Below are 17,181 nucleotides of genomic sequence, written 5' to 3' on the forward strand. Positions count from 1 at the left end.
GAGGATGTTCTTAATGTTGTGGCTGCAGGCCGAACGCCTATAATACTTACTGCCAGAACTTCTCATGTAGAATTGCTTGCCGAAATGTTGAAGCAGCATGTAGCCAACATCATACAACTCACAGGAGAAGGGACTGCAAAGAACAAGAGAGAAACGCTGCAAAAGTTACAGGATATACCCAAAGATGCCCCTCTTGTAATAGTAGCCACGGGAAAATATGTGGGAGAGGGATTTGACTATCCACGACTTGATACACTGTTTTTGGCACTACCAATCTCATGGAAAGGATTGGTGGCACAATATGCCGGACGTTTGCACCGTGAGAATGAGGGCAAGAAAGATGTTCGTATTTATGACTATATTGATATACACGAACCTGTTTGTGAGAATATGTATCGTAAACGCCTAAAAGGATACTTTGCCATCGGTTATCGTGTACTGTCAAAAGATACTCAGACGCTGTTTGATAATACAGATGACTTACAAATATCATCATATGAAGGACAGATTTTCAATGGCAACACATTCCGTTTGGCATTTATGCAAAATTTGAAAAGTTCAAGACAATCTATTGTCATATCCTCTCCAAAACTCTATCGTACAGAACGAAACACATTTGTTAAAATGCTCAGAGAGTTTCATGTAAGTGGTGTTCAAGTTGCAATTCTTACATCAGAGGAAAGCAGTCAGACGAATTATCTAAAAAGTTTGGGATTATATGTAAAGATTGTACCTAAACTATCTTTATCCTCGTGTATCATAGATAGGTCCACTGTCTGGTATGGCAGTATCAATATACTTGGCTATGTAACAGAGGAAGACAACATTATTAAAATCACAGATGGTAAACTTGCAAATGAGTTACTTGATGTCATTTACGATAGCCCCAAATAGTGGAATGCAAATAAGTAGAAAATAATCATCGTTTTACTCTCTAATGACAGTATTATAAGTGTAATAATTCTTGCAGAACAGATGTAATTACTGCTAAATTGTAAAACTTTTTAGCGCGCTGCAATTTTAGAGCGTTTTGTAACAAAATCCCCCTCAAAAAGCTGATGCTTAATGAGGGGCAAATAACGATAAATATGTAATTTACTTAACCTGAGTTGCTGAATTTCAATAGTTGTATTTTTACATGACTTATAAATTCAGGTTGTCTATATGTAATGTATTAGCTGCTTTTTCTTTCTGTTCGTTCACGATATGCGTATAAATCTGCGTGGCTCTGACATTTGTATGACCTATTAAATCTTTTATTGTATATATGTCAACACCATTTTCCAGCAATAGCGAAGCGAAACTATGGCGGCCGCAATGGAAGGTGATATGCTTCTTTATACCGGATGCTTCTATCCAAACTTTCAGAGGACGTGAAATCCAGGAGGCATCTGTCAATCCCTCAAAAACGAGAGATTCTTCATCGTTTGGGCGTTCTCCACAGAGTTGGAGAGCTTGTTGTATGACTGGCTTATAATCTGGTCTTTTTGTTTTCTGCTGAACTATAACTGCTTGCCATGTACCCTTACTTGTTTGCTGAATCTGTTTCCATTTCAAAGTCTGGATGTCACTATGTCGTAATCCTGTGAGAATAGAGAATAAGAACGCACGTTTTAAAACATCGTCCTTACAAGGAGTATCAACCAACATTTGCACTTCATTCATACTAAGTGCAACACGAGGCTTCTCAATGTTTGTTATCCCCTTTACTTTTGCACCTATATCAACGGTAAGATATTCATCAACGAACGCTTGTTTTAATCCGGCCTTGAGTATAGAGAAATAGGTAGATGCAGTATTCTGTGAGATCGTTCCTTTTTTATTTCCTCCCATGGGGGCACGTAACAGAAACATCTTAATATCTTCGAGTAGTTTAACGGAGATTTCCTTGAATGGGATTGGTTGTCCTTTAGAATAAATCTTCAACAGTTCGACCACACGTCTCCAGTTGACTATAATTGAATCGGAACTGTTGGGATGCCTTTTACTGATAATGCTATTGAAGTACTTGATAAAGTCTTGTTCGCTCCGCTCGTTTTGTGCAGCGATTTCGTTCTCTTTATCTGTATATAGAATTGCGCTATCGTATTCATACTGCCGTAACTTACGCACATTGTCGGCATAGATACAAGCCTCTTGATCTATCGTTGAACGGCATTGGATGATTCCATTCAAATCACGCTTAGGTTTGTAATTGAATGTTCCATCCGGCAAGATTCGTGCAATGGAAGACTTGTCCCAAATTGGTGTGGATATAGTCCGGTTAATTGATTCAACCACACGGCTTGCCTGTTTAGAGCCTCGCTTGTAAACCGGGTATGATTCTATAATCAGATACCACTCATCTTTATAATTTGATTTTCTGAGTTTGACGGTCACTTTGGTGTTTGGTAATGCTTTCTTCATTCTACTTCTGATTTATATAGATTGTCTATTTCTTGTTTGGGTACATATACATAGTTTCCTATTTGTCTTGAAGGAATAGAGTATTTTCTAACATGCGCCCATACTGAACTATCATTAATATGGTACTTTTCACAAATCTCTGTAATGGTATAACAGTCCTCTGGCTCTAAGCTATATGTTTTAGGAACAGGTTTTTCTTTTTCGGCAATACTTTCCGGTCTCTTTAGGAAAAGCTGTTCCATTTCGGAGCGTTTGATACGCGTGAGCCTTGTACCCAAATTGATGACTGGAATACGTCCCAATTTGATTAAGCGATAGAGAGTACTACGTTCTACCCCAAACATTGCTACTGCCTCCTTTACAGAAATATATTCTCTGATGTCTGGTACTTGTTGGGCAATGGCTTCTAATTTTGCATTTCTATCTTTTACATCCTTTTTGCGCTTCCAAGCTACTTTACCACATTGGGGGGAACAATAATAACTGTCAAGTGTCTTTGCGACGAAAACCTTGCCGCAGACTTTGCACTTTCTTTTGATTTCAAATCCGATTGTTGGCATATTATCTACTTTTAAGTATGTATTAGTATAGATAAGTAGAATTTAGTTCCACATTATCTACTTTTTTGTCTTGTCGCAAATATGTCGCAAATAAGAGATAAAAAAGCCTATAGAAAACACATAGAAACCATGAACCCTATAAACGCAAAAAGCGTGCAACTCGTTGAGCTGCACGCTTTTGCTTATTGTTTATTATTTGTTTACTTATCGGAATCATTTGACTTCCTCGAAATCAGCATCCTGAACATTGTCTCCATGCTTGTCGTTAGCACCACCATTGTTTGCCTGACCAGCGTTAGGACCTGCCTGAGCACCGCCCTGTGCGCCTGACTGAGCATACATTTCAGCGCTTGCTGCCTGGAAAGCTGACTGGAGTTCTGCGCTTGCAGCATCGATACCAGCCAAATCCTGAGCCTTGTGAGCGTCTTTCAGTTTCTGAAGAGCTGCTTCGATAGGAGCTTTCTTGTCTGCAGGGATCTTATCGCCAAGGTCTTTCAACTGATTTTCTGTAGAGAAGATCAAGCTGTCAGCCTGGTTCAATTTGTCGATACGTTCCTTTTCTTTCTTATCAGCTTCTGCGTTTGCTTCAGCTTCAGCTTTCATACGGTCAATTTCTTCCTTGCTCAAACCAGATGAAGCTTCGATACGGATAGCCTGTTCCTTACCTGTAGCCTTATCCTTAGCAGATACTTTCAAGATACCGTTTGCGTCGATATCGAATGTTACTTCAATCTGAGGAACACCACGACGAGCTGGAGCGATACCTGTCAAGTTGAACTGACCGATTGATTTGTTCTGTGCTGCCATAGGACGTTCACCCTGGAGTACGTGGATTGTAACTTCTGTCTGGTTGTCGGCTGCTGTAGAGAACACTTCGCTCTTCTTGCAAGGGATAGTAGTGTTGGCGTCGATAAGTTTTGTCATCACACCACCCATTGTTTCGATACCCATTGACAATGGAGTTACGTCAAGAAGAACAACACCCTTGATTTCGTCTGTCAATACTGCACCCTGAACTGCTGCACCTACTGCAACTACTTCGTCTGGGTTAACACCCTTAGAAGGAACTTTACCGAAGAAGTCTTCTACAAGTTTCTGAACTGCAGGGATACGTGAAGAACCACCTACAAGGATTACTTCGTCGATATCTGAGTTACTCAAACCTGCATCGCTCATAGCTTTCTTACATGGTTCAAGACAAGCCTGGATCAAGTTGTGTGCCAACTGTTCGAATTTAGCACGGCTCAATGTCTTAACCAAGTGCTTTGGAACACCTGCTACAGGCATGATGTAAGGCAAGTTGATTTCTGTAGAAGTAGAAGAAGACAATTCGATTTTTGCCTTTTCTGCTGCTTCTTTCAAACGCTGCATTGCCATTGGGTCCTGAGTTAAGTCAGCACCTTCGTCGTTCTTGAATTCCTGAACTAACCAGTCGATGATTACCTGGTCGAAGTCATCACCACCAAGGTGAGTATCACCGTTTGTAGAAAGTACTTCGAACACACCGCCACCGAATTCAAGGATTGAGATATCGAATGTACCACCACCAAGGTCGAACACTGCAACCTTCATATCCTTGTTTGATTTGTCAACACCGTATGCAAGTGCTGCTGCTGTCGGTTCGTTTACAATACGTTTTACTTCAAGACCTGCAATCTGACCAGCTTCTTTTGTAGCCTGACGCTGTGAGTCTGAGAAGTATGCCGGAACTGTGATAACAGCTTCTGTAACTTCCTGTCCAAGATAGTCTTCAGCAGTTTTCTTCATTTTCTGAAGAATCATAGCTGAGATTTCCTGTGGAGTGTAAAGACGTCCGTCGATGTCAACACGTGGAGTATTGTTTTCGCCACGAACTACTTTATATGGAACACGTTCTATTTCTTTTGCTACCTGTTCGTAAGTTTCACCCATGAAACGTTTGATTGAGTAAACTGTACGAGTTGGGTTTGTGATAGCCTGACGTTTTGCAGGGTCACCGATTTTACGTTCGCCGCCGTCAACGAAACCTACTACTGATGGAGTAGTACGCTTACCTTCGCTGTTAGCGATTACAACTGGTTCGTTACCTTCGAACACTGCTACACATGAGTTTGTTGTACCTAAGTCAATACCAATAATCTTTCCCATAATTTTATCTGTTTTTTTATTATTATCTAATTAAGTTATTTCTGTAACTTTTGCGTTACGCTGTATTATAAACAAACCGTGTGCCACAGCGTAAAAATGTTTTGGCACAGACAAAAACTGACATTTTGGCTGAAATTTATCTTAATTTTACTGACAAAACATGATTCCTGTCATCTTTTAAACTATGTACATTGATAAAATATATAGGGTAGAAGAGACTCTTTTGTTGGAGATAAAAGTATTTTATCTGTTATATTTATAGAAAATGTCAGCACGAAAACATGTTTTTATGTGGAAGAACGAGGTATTGTTTCGGTAGAAACAAAAAAATGGAGCCACTGTGGTAATTATGCCACCGTGGCTCCATATCTGATATAATAATGTATAATATCAGATAATTTCTATACCTTTCTGTTTGCAGAGTTCCAAACCTATATCTTTCAGCTTGAATTTCTGAATCTTTCCGCTTCCTGTCAGAGGGAAACCATCTACGAAGAAGATATATTTCGGTATTTTGTATCTTGCAATCTTGCCCTGACAGAATTCGCGAACGTCGAATTCGTTCATTTCGCATCCTTCGTGCAGGATGATGAATGCGCCTACTGCCTCTCCATATTTCTTCGACGGAATTCCGGCTACCTGCACGTCCTTTATGCCAGGCATCTGATAGAGGAATTCTTCGATTTCGCGCGGATAGATATTCTCACCACCACGGATAATCATATCCTTGATACGTCCTGTTATGCGGTAGTTGCCGTTTTCGTCTTTCACACCAAGGTCGCCTGAATGAAGAAAACCATTCTTGTCGATGACTTCAGCTGTAGCTTCAGGGTTCTTGTAGTAACCCTGCATGGTATTATATCCGCGGTTACACATTTCTCCCTGAACACCTACAGGACATTCTTCGCCTGTTTCCGGGTCGAGAACTTTCACTTCGGTGAATTCGAAATCACGTCCTACTGTTGTACAGCGCACTTCAAACGGGTCGTCTATGCGGGTGTGTGTCATACCAGGCGATGCTTCTGTCAGACCGTAAACGCTGGTGACACGCATAAACATCTTTTCTTCAACCTGACGCATCAGTTCCACAGGGCAGAGAGAACCTGCCATGATACCGGTGCGCAGACTGCTGAGGTCGAACATATCAAACATAGGGTGGTGGAGTTCGGCGATGAACATTGTCGGTACACCGTATAGTGCCGTACAGCGTTCTTTATGCACTGATGCAAGGACGAGCAGCGGGTCGAAGCGTTCCAGCATTACCTGTGTACATCCGTGTGTGAGGCAGTTCATTGTGGCAAGCACTACACCGAAACAGTGGAACAGCGGTACGCACACACACAGTTTGTCGTCTGATGTAAACTTCATGTGTTCACCTGTCAGGAAGCCGTTGTTTGTGATGTTATAATGGCTCAACATAACTCCTTTCGGAAATCCTGTTGTACCTGATGTGTATTGCATATTTACAGTGTCGTGACAGCTTACCTGCTTTTTGGCGTTTTCAAGAACCTCATCGTCTATGTTGTTTCCTAGAAGAAGAATTTCCGGAGTGTTATACATTCCTCTGAATTTTTCCTGACCGATATAGACAACATTACGCATACACGGGAAGCGTTTGCTCTTCATGTGTCCGCGGCTGAAGGTTTTCAGTTCCGGGAGCATATTGTATGTCATCTGGACGAAATCGCTGTCTTTCTCTCCGTTTACGATACATAGGGTGTGCATGTCAGAGTTCTGGCACAGATATTCAAGCTCTGCCTGTTTGTAGTTGGTGTTTACTGTGACTGCCACTGCACCAATCTTGGCACATGCATACAGGAATGTCAGCCAGTCGGGCACATTTCCTGCCCAAATACCTACGTGAGTTCCTTTTTCCACTCCGATGGCGAGCAGACCCTTTGCCATATTGTCCACGCGCTTGTTGAACTGGCTCCATGTGAAGCGCAGGTTGCGATCGGAATAGACTATATATTCTTTGTCGGGGGTGACTTCGGCCCAATGTTCGAGCCAGTCGCCAAGTGTTCTTTCTGATAACTGTAACATGGTTTCCGGCTTTTGATTAGATTGGTGTATAGATTACTGCAAGAATACGTGCTGCCTGACCTTCGTAGGCATGAACGTGATGAGGCACGATAGAATCGTAATAAATTGTGTCGCCTTCTTCAAGAACGTAAGTGTTCTTTCCGTAAGTGATTTCCACCATACCTTTCACTACCATTATGAATTCTTCGCCCTCGTGAGCCGACTGGTTGAACACGGTTTCATCGTTCTCATCAATGTCTATGATGAAAGGCTCCATGTGGCGGTCGGTCTTGCTGCGTGAAAGTGAGTGATAGTGCATGTGCTGGCGTGAGTCAGTAGCATTGTTTGAGAAACTTATAGTGTCGTCAGCTTCACCTTTGCGGCATACCACCGGACCGGATTCGCTGTCCTGGTCGTCAAGGAATGTACCCAAGCGTACACCAAGGGCACGTGCTATCTTGATTAGCGGTGCCAGCGACGGAATATCGATATTCTCTTCAATGCGTGTGATTTGTTCAGTAGTCAAGCCTGTATTTTCTGCCAATTCTTCTATACTGATCTCTTTTATGTTTCTAAGCGATTTGATTTTTTCGCCGATGATATTAGTGTAATCCATGGTAAAAAAAGTTTTGATTTATATGTTTGTAAGCGCAAATATAGTCAAAATTTTATAACACAATGGTTTTTTCTTACTTTTTGTAGCTTGAATATGTTAGATAAGATTATTTTGGCAATGAAAGCATACCGTTTTTCTGATGTATGATTTCTTCCGCAAGAAGGTATGACAATACTTTTGTAACATTCTCTTTGTCGTATGATTCAAGTTTTTCCATGAGTGCGGATGTTGTCATGTCCTTTTCTTTGAGAGTTTCTTCTATGGCTCTCGATATCTCGTCGAACACTCCCTGCTTGATTCCTGATGAATGTGACGAAAGGCATACGTCGCACTGTCCGCAGTTATGTTCGTTTTTCTCTCCAAAATACAGCAAGAGCATACGGCTTCGGCATTTGTCTTCAGTTTCGGCATATTCAGTCATGGCCTCAATGCGGCGGATGAAGCTTTCCTTTCTGTCTTCATATACTTCTTTTGTGAATATCAGACGGTTGGCTTCCTGTCTTTCGCGCGTATATATAATATAAGGAGTTTTCTTTCCCGGTATATAATGGAGAATGCGTCGGCGGGTGAGTGAGATAAGTGTGTCATATACCTGCTGGCGTGTCATGCCGGTGCGCAGTGACAGAGTTTCTTCGTTTATATAGGCATATTCGGTGAATACTCCTGTGTATGAACGGAGTATGATGTTTATCAGCTTTTCGGTTTCGGGGCTTGTCTCATGTATGCGGTAAAGCTCTTCTTTTGTCAGAGTAAACATCAGACGAGAATTGTTGTCCTGCTCGTCTGTGTATTCCAGATATCCCGCACGGGTAAGTATTTTCAATGCGCTATCTACCTGGATAGGGAAATGCTTGAAGTTACGGCAGAACTCATCAATGTTGAACTCTCTGGTGCAACCAAGTCCGTCGCCCATTGCCATCTGATAGTAATAGTTCAGATGCTCGTAAACTGTGCGGATATAGTCTTTTTCGGGAAATGTGTCTGTTATTCTTTTCTTCAGGGTGGCTTTGTCGCTTCTTGCATAAAGCAATACTGCATAAGCTTTTTTACCGTCTCGTCCGCCACGACCTGCCTCTTGGAAATATGCTTCCGGAGAATCCGGTATATCAACGTGCACTACTAGTCGTACATCAGGCTTGTCTATACCCATACCGAATGCGTTGGTGGCAACCATAACTCTGGTTTCTCCTTTCACCCACGATTTCTGTCGCTGGTCTTTTGTTTCGTTGTTGAGTCCGGCATGATAGAACGTAGCCGTAATTCCGTTTTCGTTCAATAGCTGGGCGTACTCTTTTGTACGTTTGCGGTTGTGGGCATATACTATGGCTGAGCCATCTACGTGTTTCAGAATATGAAGGAGTTCTTCCTGCTTGCTCTCTGTTCTGCGGACAATGTATGCAAGGTTCTTGCGTTCGAAACTCATTCGGAACACATTCTCCTCTTTAAAGGCAAGACGCTGCTGTATGTCCTTTACCACTTCGGGAGTGGCTGTGGCTGTCAGTGCCAGAACGGGAACGCCTGGCAGCAGGTTTCTTATTTCTGAAATTTTGAGATATGCGGGGCGGAAGTCATAACCCCATTGAGAGATACAGTGCGATTCGTCAACAGTTATCATGCTGACTTTCATGCTGCGGAGTTTGATGCGGAAAATCTCCGTGTCAAGTCTTTCAGGCGAGATATAAAGGAACTTGTAATTGCCGAAAATACAGTTCTCAAGAGCTATGATGATTTCTTCGCGAGTCATGCCGGAATATATGGCAATGGCTTTTATGCCGCGGTCGCGAAGGTTTCTCACCTGGTCTTTCATCAAGGCTATCAGTGGAGTTATGACAATACACAGTCCGTCTTTCGCCATGGCGGGAATCTGGAATGTAATGGATTTTCCACCTCCCGTAGGCATCAGTCCAAGTGTGTCGCGTCCGCTTCCTATGCTTCGGATAATATCCTCCTGTATTCCACGGAAATTGTCATATCCCCAATAGTCTTTAAGTATTTTACGGTAATCGTCTGTCATTTAAAATCCGCTTGGCTTAATGTCTTCTATCTGTAACTGAATGTCACCGCGCTTGTGTGAGTTCTCTTCTATCGTGTAGCAGATGTTGAACGATTGCTTTGTCTTGATGTATCTCACCTGTGAGCTTTGTCCGAAAGCAATTCCGTTCATCACATTGTTCGATTTGTTGTCAACTAGTTCAAGTTTTATATGCTCCTGTTCGCGTCCCACCACTTTACTTGTGCCATAGTCGTAAACATTAAGTGTGGCAAACACAGGTTTGTGGTTTTCCGGTCCGAACGGGTTGAATTTTTTCAGGTCGAAGAAAAATTTGGGAGTTATGTCGCGGAAGTCCAGTTGTGCGTCAATATCAATTGTAGCGCTTGTCTGTTCAGGTAATATATGGTTTGTCACATATTCCTCGAATCGTCTTGTGAATTCTTCCACATTCTCCACTTTCATGGACAGCCCGGCAGCATATGTGTGTCCGCCGAAGTTTTCAAGCAAGTCGCGGCAATGCTCTATTGCGCTATATACGTCGAATCCTGAGACTGAACGTGCCGAGCCTGTAGCAAGACCTTCGGTACGGGTGAGCACCACTGCAGGGCGATAGTAAATTTCTGTAAGTCTTGAAGCTACAATACCTATTACCCCTTTGTGCCATTCCTCGTTGTATATCACAATACTTCTTCTTTCCGAAAGGTTTTCAAGAGAATCGACAATCTTGTTGGCCTCTTCGGTCATAGTCTTGTCCAGATCCTTGCGCTGTTCGTTATATCCGTTTATCAGATTGCCTTTCTCGTGTGCCTGTTTGTAGTCCTTTTCAATGAGCAGGTCAACAGCTTCCTTTCCTTTTTGTATTCTTCCCGAGGCGTTTATTCTCGGACCTATCTTGAACACTATGTCGCTCATGTTTATTTCCTTGTCAGTGAGTCCGCACACGTCTATTATGGCTTTCAGTCCCATGCAAGGATTGGCATTGAGCTGTCTCAGTCCGTGGTATGCCAGTATTCTGTTCTCGCCCATGATAGGAACGATGTCCGAAGCGATACTTACTGCTACAAGGTCAAGCAATGGGGTGAGTTGGTGAAATTCTATACCGTTGTTCAATGCAAATGCCTGCATGAACTTAAATCCCACGCCGCATCCTGAAAGGTGTTCGTAGGGATATGTAGAGTCTGCTCTTTTGGGGTTGAGTATGGCTACAGCATCAGGCAGTACATCGTCGGGTACGTGATGGTCACAAATTATGAAGTCAATTCCTTTTTCTTTGGCATACGCAATTTCTTCTACGGCTTTTATTCCGCAGTCGAGCACAATCACAAGTTTTACTCCTGTTTCGTATGCATAGTCAACTCCTTTTGTCGTTACTCCATATCCTTCGTTGTATCTGTCAGGAATGTAATAATCAATGTTTGAGTAGAACTGCTGTAAAAATTTATAGACTAATGCCACGGCTGTAGTGCCGTCAACATCGTAATCGCCATATATCAGGATACGCTCTTTCCTGCCCATTGCGCTGTTGAGCCTTTTCACAGCCGCATCCATGTCGTTCATCAGGAACGGATCGTGCAGGTCATGCAGTTGCGGACGGAAAAACTTCTTTACCGCATCGGCTGTTTTTATGCCCCTCTGTCGCAATAAGTGGCAAAGGATCGGGCTAATACCTATTTCCTTTGCCAGAGCCCTGGCTTCTTCTCTTTGCTCTAGAGTAGGAGGTTGATAATTCCATTTGTATCTCATTATATTATTTTTTTTCTTTTTTCCTGAGTATGATGGGGTGGAACATAATGTTCCTGTCTTTTTGTGTGGCATTACTTGGTATGCCGGTTCAATTCAATTTGTAAAGTTAGGAAAAAGAAAGAATAAAAATGCCGGTTTAGTATAAAATTTAACTAAACCGGCATCATATTATTTGTAATCAGTCTATATTACGATTATTTCAGGCCTAATTTCTTGGCAATTTTTGAAGGGATTGCATCTTTGTGTACAAGGATATTCATAGTTTTGTAAGCAACGAATGCCTTTGAAGCATACCATATACCTTTGTATTTTCCAGCTTCACCCCAAGAGTTCTTTACCATGAAGTATTCTTTTCCGTTCTGGTCTTTAGCCAAACCGTAGATAAGCATACCGTGGTCGTCAGTAGTTTCCCAGTTGTCGAAAGCTGTCTGACGCATTTCCTGTGTTACAGTTACTTCAGGAAGAGGTTTGCTTGTAAGTTCCTTACGCTTGTCGGCTGCGCTAAGTCCCAACCAGTGTGCCATATCTGAACCAGTAAGTTCTGCACCCTTGGAAGCATCTGGGAATACGGCTATACCGTCGCGAGTGAATCCCTGTTCGCTTACGTCAGAACCCCATGCGAATGTATATCCTTTTCTTACGGCATTGTCCATAACTTCCATCAACTCTTCTATAGGCAGGTTGTATGAAAGAGCATTACGCCAGTTGTCCTGTACTTCTACGTTGAACTGAGTGTAGAAAGGATGGTGAGTATAAGAAGTCAAAGAGATATAGTCGTTCATGTTCAGTTTCAAAACTTCGTCGGCAAATGTTCTTGGAGTGTAAGTCTTGCCGTTGTAATTAAATTCTTTCGGACATTCACCAAGATATGTGTCATAAATAGAGCGCAGACCGTTCTTCCATACCGGAGTAAGTTTTGAGAACTTGCCTTTACCGATTGCCTCAACATATGCTCCTGCTACAGCGTCAAGTTCGTTGTGTACAGGAAGTGAGTCGCCGTACATGATACCAGGCATTGCATCCTGTGGCACCATACCATATTTTTCGTAGCAAACTACCATATCTTCAAAGCTACCGCCAGGAGAGAACGAAGCATCACCGTGATAACGTACGTAGTTTATGGCACGATCTTCCATTGTGTGGTGAACGATGAACATTTCAGAAAGGTCGAATTCGCCTTTACCTTGACGTAGCAATTCAGATTCAAGGAATGCTACAGACGAGAACGACCAGCAAGTGCTTGAACGGTTCTGGTTCTTGATAGATGTGATAGGGTTTTCCTTGATAGTTGTAAACACAAAGCCTTCTTCAGCTTTTTTCTCCTCTTTCGCTTCCTGAGCGTTGATGCTGCTGAAACAAAGTCCAAGTGCAGCCAGTGTGATAAATTTGTTCATGTTATTAATTGGATTTATAGTATTAATTCTTCATGATTTCCTCTACGTCTTCCACCTTGATAGGAATACGCTTTTCTCCTGTAAATCTTGAACCGTCAGGAGTGATGAGTATATCGTCTTCCAGACGGATACCGCCAAAGTCTTTATATTTTTCTATAACGTCGTAGTTTAGGAAGTCGGTATGCATTCCTTCTGCTTTCCATTTGTCAATCAGTGCTGGAATGAAATAGCATCCCGGCTCATCGGTCATGACAAATCCCGGTTGCAGACGGCGACCCATACGCAGAGATGCCAACCCGAACTGGTCGGATGGACGTACTTCATCATCATATCCCACGTATATCTGTCCCAGGTCTTCCATGTCGTGAACGTCAAGTCCCATCATATGTCCAAGTCCGTGAGGCATGAACAGAGCATGTGCACCTGCTGCGACAGCTTCGTTCACATCGCCCTTCATCAGTCCAAGATCTTTGAGTCCCTGAGCCAGAACCTTGCATACGTCAAGATGTACGGACTTGTATGTTATTCCAGGTTTTGCCAGTTCCAGGGCTTTCTCATGACATGCATAAACAATGTTATAAATGTCTTTCTGGCGCTGGGTGAATTTTCCTCCTACAGGGACAGTACGTGTGTGGTCAGAGCAATAGTTGTTTATATTCTCTGCACCGGCATCTGTAAGCATCAGTCTTCCTTCCTGCAGAATGTGGCTGTGGTCGTGGTTATGTAATGTCTGTCCGTTCTGAGTGAGGATAGTGGCGAATGAAGTCATGCTTCCGTATGAAGCTGCGATACCTTCCAGGATACCTGCTATGTATTGTTCCGATACTCCCGGCTTGCACAGACGCATAGCTGTTGTGTGCATTTCATAACCAATGTTGCACGCTTTGTCAATTTCTTCAATCTCGCATTGTTCCTTTACAGCCCTTAATGACACGACGGCCTTGATTAATTCTACAGAGGCATGAGTTTTAACCATAGATGCCTTAATACCTGTCAGGTCTTCCAGAAGCATCATGTTGTCATAACGGTATGGAGGCAGGAAATGGATTTTTCTGCGTTGTGATAAAGCTTTTCCTATAACATCCTTCAGTTTGTCGAATGGGAAGCTTTTGCTTACACCTACTCTTGCAGCCAGTTCTTTTATGCTAGGCTGAGGTCCCATCCATATAATGTCGTCCATATCGACATCATTGCCGAAAAAATACTCTTCGTTATTGTCTATGTCAATAACTCCGGCATATCCCGGGTGGGAATGTCCGAAAAAATATAGGAACGAACTGTCCTGTCTGAATTTGTATGTATTGTCAGGATAGTTTGCCGGAGCCTCGTTGTTTCCTAGGATAAGAATAAGACCGTTGCTCATTCTTTCCCTCAAGGCTTGGCGTCTTTTTTGATATGTTAAGGTTTCAAACATAACAGTAATATTATACAGTAATTTATAGAATATGTTATTTATGTTGCAAAAGTAAGAAAAAAATGTCTTATTTTCTATCTGAATGTATTTAAAAAACATATATTTGCATTTGGCGTGTCTGTTTTAAAAGAAATATGTTATGAAAGTAGATTTTAGTAAAATGGGCTTAGTGCTTGAAGGCGGTGGCATGCGTGGTGTATTTACCTGTGGCGTGCTTGATTTTATGATGGATAACAATATCGAATTCCCTTATGCGGTAGGAGTGTCTGCCGGTGCTTGCAACGGACTTTCGTATATGTCGCATCAGCGAGGTCGTGCCAAATACAGTAATATAGATATGCTTGAAAAGTATAACTATATAAGCTTTAAATATCTTTTTCATCAGCGCAGTATTTTAGATCAGAAGCTTCTGTACGAACTGTTTCCTGAAGAAATTCTTCCGTACGATTACGATGTTTATATGAAGAATCCTAACCGGTTTGAGATGGTCACAACGAATTGTGTAACCGGTAGGGCTTGTTATCTTGAAGAAAAGCATGATAAGGAACGATTGTTGCGTATAGCCAAGGCTTCAAGTAGTTTGCCTTATGTATGTCCGATAGTTTATGTGGATGGACGTCCAATGCTTGATGGAGGAATAATAGATTCCATTCCTGTGTTGAGAGCCATAGAGCAGGGATATGAGAAGAATGTTGTCGTTCTTACCCGTAATCGTGGTTACCGTAAGACGGAGAAAGACATAAAGGTTCCTCATTTCATATATACCAGATATCCTCGTTTGCGTGTACTATTGAGTAACCGTTGCCGTGTATATAATGAACAGCTGGAGATGGTAGAAAAAATGGAAGATGAGGGAAAGATTATAGCAATCCGTCCGGAAAAGAAAGTCGTTGTAAACCGTATCGAGAAGGATATAAAGAAACTGACGGAACTTTATGAGGAAGGATATCTTTGTGCTGAAAAGGTGCTTAAACCTTTGATGCAGGATTAATTCATATGTGAAATGAGCTTAGAATAGACAGCACTATATGGTGCTGTCTGATTATATACCGAGTTTGCTAACTTTTAAGATTTAAGATAAGTGATGAGAAATATCTTGATGTTGCTATTGTTATTGGTTTCGGTGGAAGCCTATTCTATTGATTCTGAATTGGAACAATTGTTATTAAGGCTTGATTCTGTATTGGCATTCAGTGATAAATATGTAGCGGAGAAAGAAGCCAGATTAGAGGAACTGAGGAAAAGGAAGTCTTCGGCTTTAAAACCGGAGGAAAGATTGTGGCTTAACAAGATGTTCTATGATGAATATTATGTTTATAATGTAGATTCTGCAATGGTCTATGTAACTGATAACATCAGTATTTCCCAAGAACTTGGAAGAAAAGACTGGGAGCAGGAATGGCTTCTGAATAAAGTTTTCTTACTTGCTGCTACAGGTTTGCTTAGTGAGGCAGAAGGAGTTATTGAAGATATAGATATTAAAAACTTGAATAAAGATTTGATGTTCAGATATTATGACAGTAAAATATATCTGTATTCTCATTTGGGACAATATATAGGAGAACGTCCGGGACTTACCAGAGCCTATTATGAGCGCGAAGCGGAATTAAAACGCGAAGCACAGGAATTTATAACTCCTGACAATCCGTCGTATTATAGCTTTTATGCTTCATTACATAAAGACTATCCGAGGTCTGCGTTTGGAGACAGTATTAAGGTTAAACTCCAGAAAATAGTGGAAAAATCAAGACTGTCGTCGCGAACAGATGCTATTAATTCATACCATCTGGCTATTATGTTTTTTAATGAGGGTGATGAATACAATTATATAAAATATCTGGTTTATTCTGCAATTGCAGATATAAAGATAAGCAATCGAGATATAGCTTCTTTGGAAGAATTATCAAACATACTATATTCATGTAATGATATAGACAGGGGATATACATATATCGGATATTGTCTTAAAGCTGCTTTGTTATATCCAAGCAGGGTAAGGTTTGCAAATATTTCTTCAGTAATGGATAAATTACGTCATGCTTACCAGCAAAGGAACGCCGAGCAGGAAAGTAAACTTCGTTCATCACTTTATGCAATGAGTATAATGTCGGTAGTTTTGCTGATTTCTATATTGTTTATATATGTCCAGTATAGAAGGCTTGTCAAGTCACGAAAAGAATTGGATGAAAGCAATCGTTTGCTTAACCGTCATGTAGATGAACTTTCCGAAGCCCATCAGATGCTTGCAGATGTAAACAAAGAACTGAGCGAAGTAAACGAGAAATTGAAGATAAGTAACAGTAAGCTTCAGGAATCCAATTATGTAAAAGAAGAATATATAGGTTATGTATTTTCAATATGCTCAAGCTATATAAGTAAACTGGAAGAATACAGAAAGAGTATCAACAGAAAGTTAAAGGCAGGACAGATAGATGATATAAAATCACTGACTTCAAGTACAACAATAGTTCAGAGTGAACTTAAAGAATTCTATCACAGTTTCGATGCAATCTTCCTTCATGTATATCCGGATTTCGTTGAAGATTTCAATTCACTATTGCGACCGGAAGAAAGAGTGGTGCTTAAAGATGGAGAATTGCTCAATACTGAACTTAGAATATATGCACTGGTACGGTTGGGTATAAGCGATAGCGTGAAGATAGCCGAATTCTTGCATTGTTCTCCTCAGACAGTTTATAATAATCGTTTGAGGACACGCAACAAGGCCATTATACCTAAAGAAGAGTTTGCCGAAACTGTCCGTTCATTGGGTAAAATGCAGAAGTAAAGCACAATAAGATATTACTTATAGTTTACTTGTAAAGGATGTTATATTGCTGATAATCAGTAGTATAATATCCTTTTTAGTTTACTTCTGCAGTTTACTCATATATACAGACAATTAA

At 41.4% G+C, this 17,181-nt stretch carries 11 protein-coding genes and 1 pseudogene; 3 read left to right on the plus strand and 9 right to left on the minus strand.

Annotation, left to right across the window (positions count from 1 at the left end; genetic code table 11):
- Window positions 1–894, plus strand: a pseudogene (locus NW213_RS04275) (helicase); the annotation flags it as partial.
- A 249-nt stretch (window positions 895–1,143) separates the two neighbouring features.
- Here NW213_RS04275 and NW213_RS04280 read toward each other — a convergent pair.
- The 9 genes from NW213_RS04280 to NW213_RS04320 form a co-directional block, all read right to left on the minus strand.
- A complete protein-coding gene (locus tag NW213_RS04280; RefSeq protein ID WP_258321946.1) occupies window positions 1,144–2,406 on the minus strand; it encodes a site-specific integrase in 1,263 nt (420 codons plus the stop codon).
- Window positions 2,403–2,966 (minus strand): helix-turn-helix domain-containing protein, encoded by a 564-nt coding sequence (locus tag NW213_RS04285; protein WP_118939839.1) that lies wholly within the window; start codon window positions 2,964–2,966, stop codon window positions 2,403–2,405. The genes NW213_RS04280 and NW213_RS04285 overlap by 4 nt, the downstream gene beginning before the upstream one ends.
- A gap of 213 nt (window positions 2,967–3,179) precedes the next feature.
- A complete protein-coding gene (gene dnaK / locus NW213_RS04290; RefSeq protein ID WP_258321947.1) occupies window positions 3,180–5,093 on the minus strand; it encodes a molecular chaperone DnaK in 1,914 nt (637 codons plus the stop codon).
- 390 nt (window positions 5,094–5,483) lie between these two features.
- Complete coding sequence (locus tag NW213_RS04295) at window positions 5,484–7,136, minus strand: AMP-binding protein (RefSeq protein ID WP_258321948.1); 1,653 nt, start codon at window positions 7,134–7,136, stop codon at window positions 5,484–5,486.
- Window positions 7,137–7,152: 16 nt separating this feature from the next.
- A complete protein-coding gene (locus tag NW213_RS04300; RefSeq protein ID WP_235340767.1) occupies window positions 7,153–7,731 on the minus strand; it encodes a helix-turn-helix domain-containing protein in 579 nt (192 codons plus the stop codon).
- A gap of 106 nt (window positions 7,732–7,837) precedes the next feature.
- Entirely contained in the window at window positions 7,838–9,745 is a 1,908-nt protein-coding gene (locus NW213_RS04305) for an ATP-dependent DNA helicase RecQ (protein ID WP_258321949.1), read from the minus strand.
- A complete protein-coding gene (recJ, locus tag NW213_RS04310; RefSeq protein WP_204391519.1) occupies window positions 9,746–11,467 on the minus strand; it encodes a single-stranded-DNA-specific exonuclease RecJ in 1,722 nt (573 codons plus the stop codon). It lies immediately after the preceding gene.
- 194 nt (window positions 11,468–11,661) lie between these two features.
- Window positions 11,662–12,861: an aminopeptidase C gene (locus tag NW213_RS04315; protein ID WP_258321950.1), complete on the minus strand. Its 1,200-nt coding sequence runs from the start codon at window positions 12,859–12,861 to the stop codon at window positions 11,662–11,664.
- 22 nt (window positions 12,862–12,883) lie between these two features.
- Window positions 12,884–14,275 (minus strand): aminopeptidase P family protein, encoded by a 1,392-nt coding sequence (locus tag NW213_RS04320; RefSeq protein WP_154045016.1) that lies wholly within the window; start codon window positions 14,273–14,275, stop codon window positions 12,884–12,886.
- A 139-nt stretch (window positions 14,276–14,414) separates the two neighbouring features.
- Here NW213_RS04320 and NW213_RS04325 point away from each other — a divergent pair, with 139 nt between their 5' ends.
- The gene (locus NW213_RS04325; RefSeq protein ID WP_258321951.1) at window positions 14,415–15,266 is read left to right on the plus strand and encodes a patatin family protein; all 852 of its coding nucleotides are present in this window, start codon (window positions 14,415–14,417) and stop codon (window positions 15,264–15,266) included.
- A gap of 93 nt (window positions 15,267–15,359) precedes the next feature.
- A complete protein-coding gene (locus tag NW213_RS04330; protein ID WP_258321952.1) occupies window positions 15,360–17,063 on the plus strand; it encodes a DUF6377 domain-containing protein in 1,704 nt (567 codons plus the stop codon).
- The last annotated feature ends 118 nt before the right edge of the window (window positions 17,064–17,181 follow it).

It is taken from the genome of Bacteroides sp. ET336, assembly GCF_024733815.1.
In the GTDB taxonomy this organism is placed as follows: Bacteria; Bacteroidota; Bacteroidia; order Bacteroidales; family Bacteroidaceae; genus Phocaeicola; species Phocaeicola cellulolyticus.

Coding starts and splice junctions, on each gene's coding strand:
- recJ (WP_204391519.1), bottom strand. CDS start 11,467: ATGAGATACAAATGGAATTATCAACCTCCTACTCTAGAGCAAAGAGAA.
- NW213_RS04325 (WP_258321951.1), top strand. CDS start 14,415: ATGAAAGTAGATTTTAGTAAAATGGGCTTAGTGCTTGAAGGCGGTGGC.
- NW213_RS04315 (WP_258321950.1), bottom strand. CDS start 12,861: ATGAACAAATTTATCACACTGGCTGCACTTGGACTTTGTTTCAGCAGC.
- NW213_RS04305 (WP_258321949.1), bottom strand. CDS start 9,745: ATGACAGACGATTACCGTAAAATACTTAAAGACTATTGGGGATATGAC.
- NW213_RS04330 (WP_258321952.1), top strand. CDS start 15,360: ATGAGAAATATCTTGATGTTGCTATTGTTATTGGTTTCGGTGGAAGCC.
- NW213_RS04285 (WP_118939839.1), bottom strand. CDS start 2,966: ATGCCAACAATCGGATTTGAAATCAAAAGAAAGTGCAAAGTCTGCGGC.
- dnaK (WP_258321947.1), bottom strand. CDS start 5,093: ATGGGAAAGATTATTGGTATTGACTTAGGTACAACAAACTCATGTGTA.
- NW213_RS04295 (WP_258321948.1), bottom strand. CDS start 7,136: ATGTTACAGTTATCAGAAAGAACACTTGGCGACTGGCTCGAACATTGG.
- NW213_RS04280 (WP_258321946.1), bottom strand. CDS start 2,406: ATGAAGAAAGCATTACCAAACACCAAAGTGACCGTCAAACTCAGAAAA.
- NW213_RS04300 (WP_235340767.1), bottom strand. CDS start 7,731: ATGGATTACACTAATATCATCGGCGAAAAAATCAAATCGCTTAGAAAC.
- NW213_RS04320 (WP_154045016.1), bottom strand. CDS start 14,275: ATGTTTGAAACCTTAACATATCAAAAAAGACGCCAAGCCTTGAGGGAA.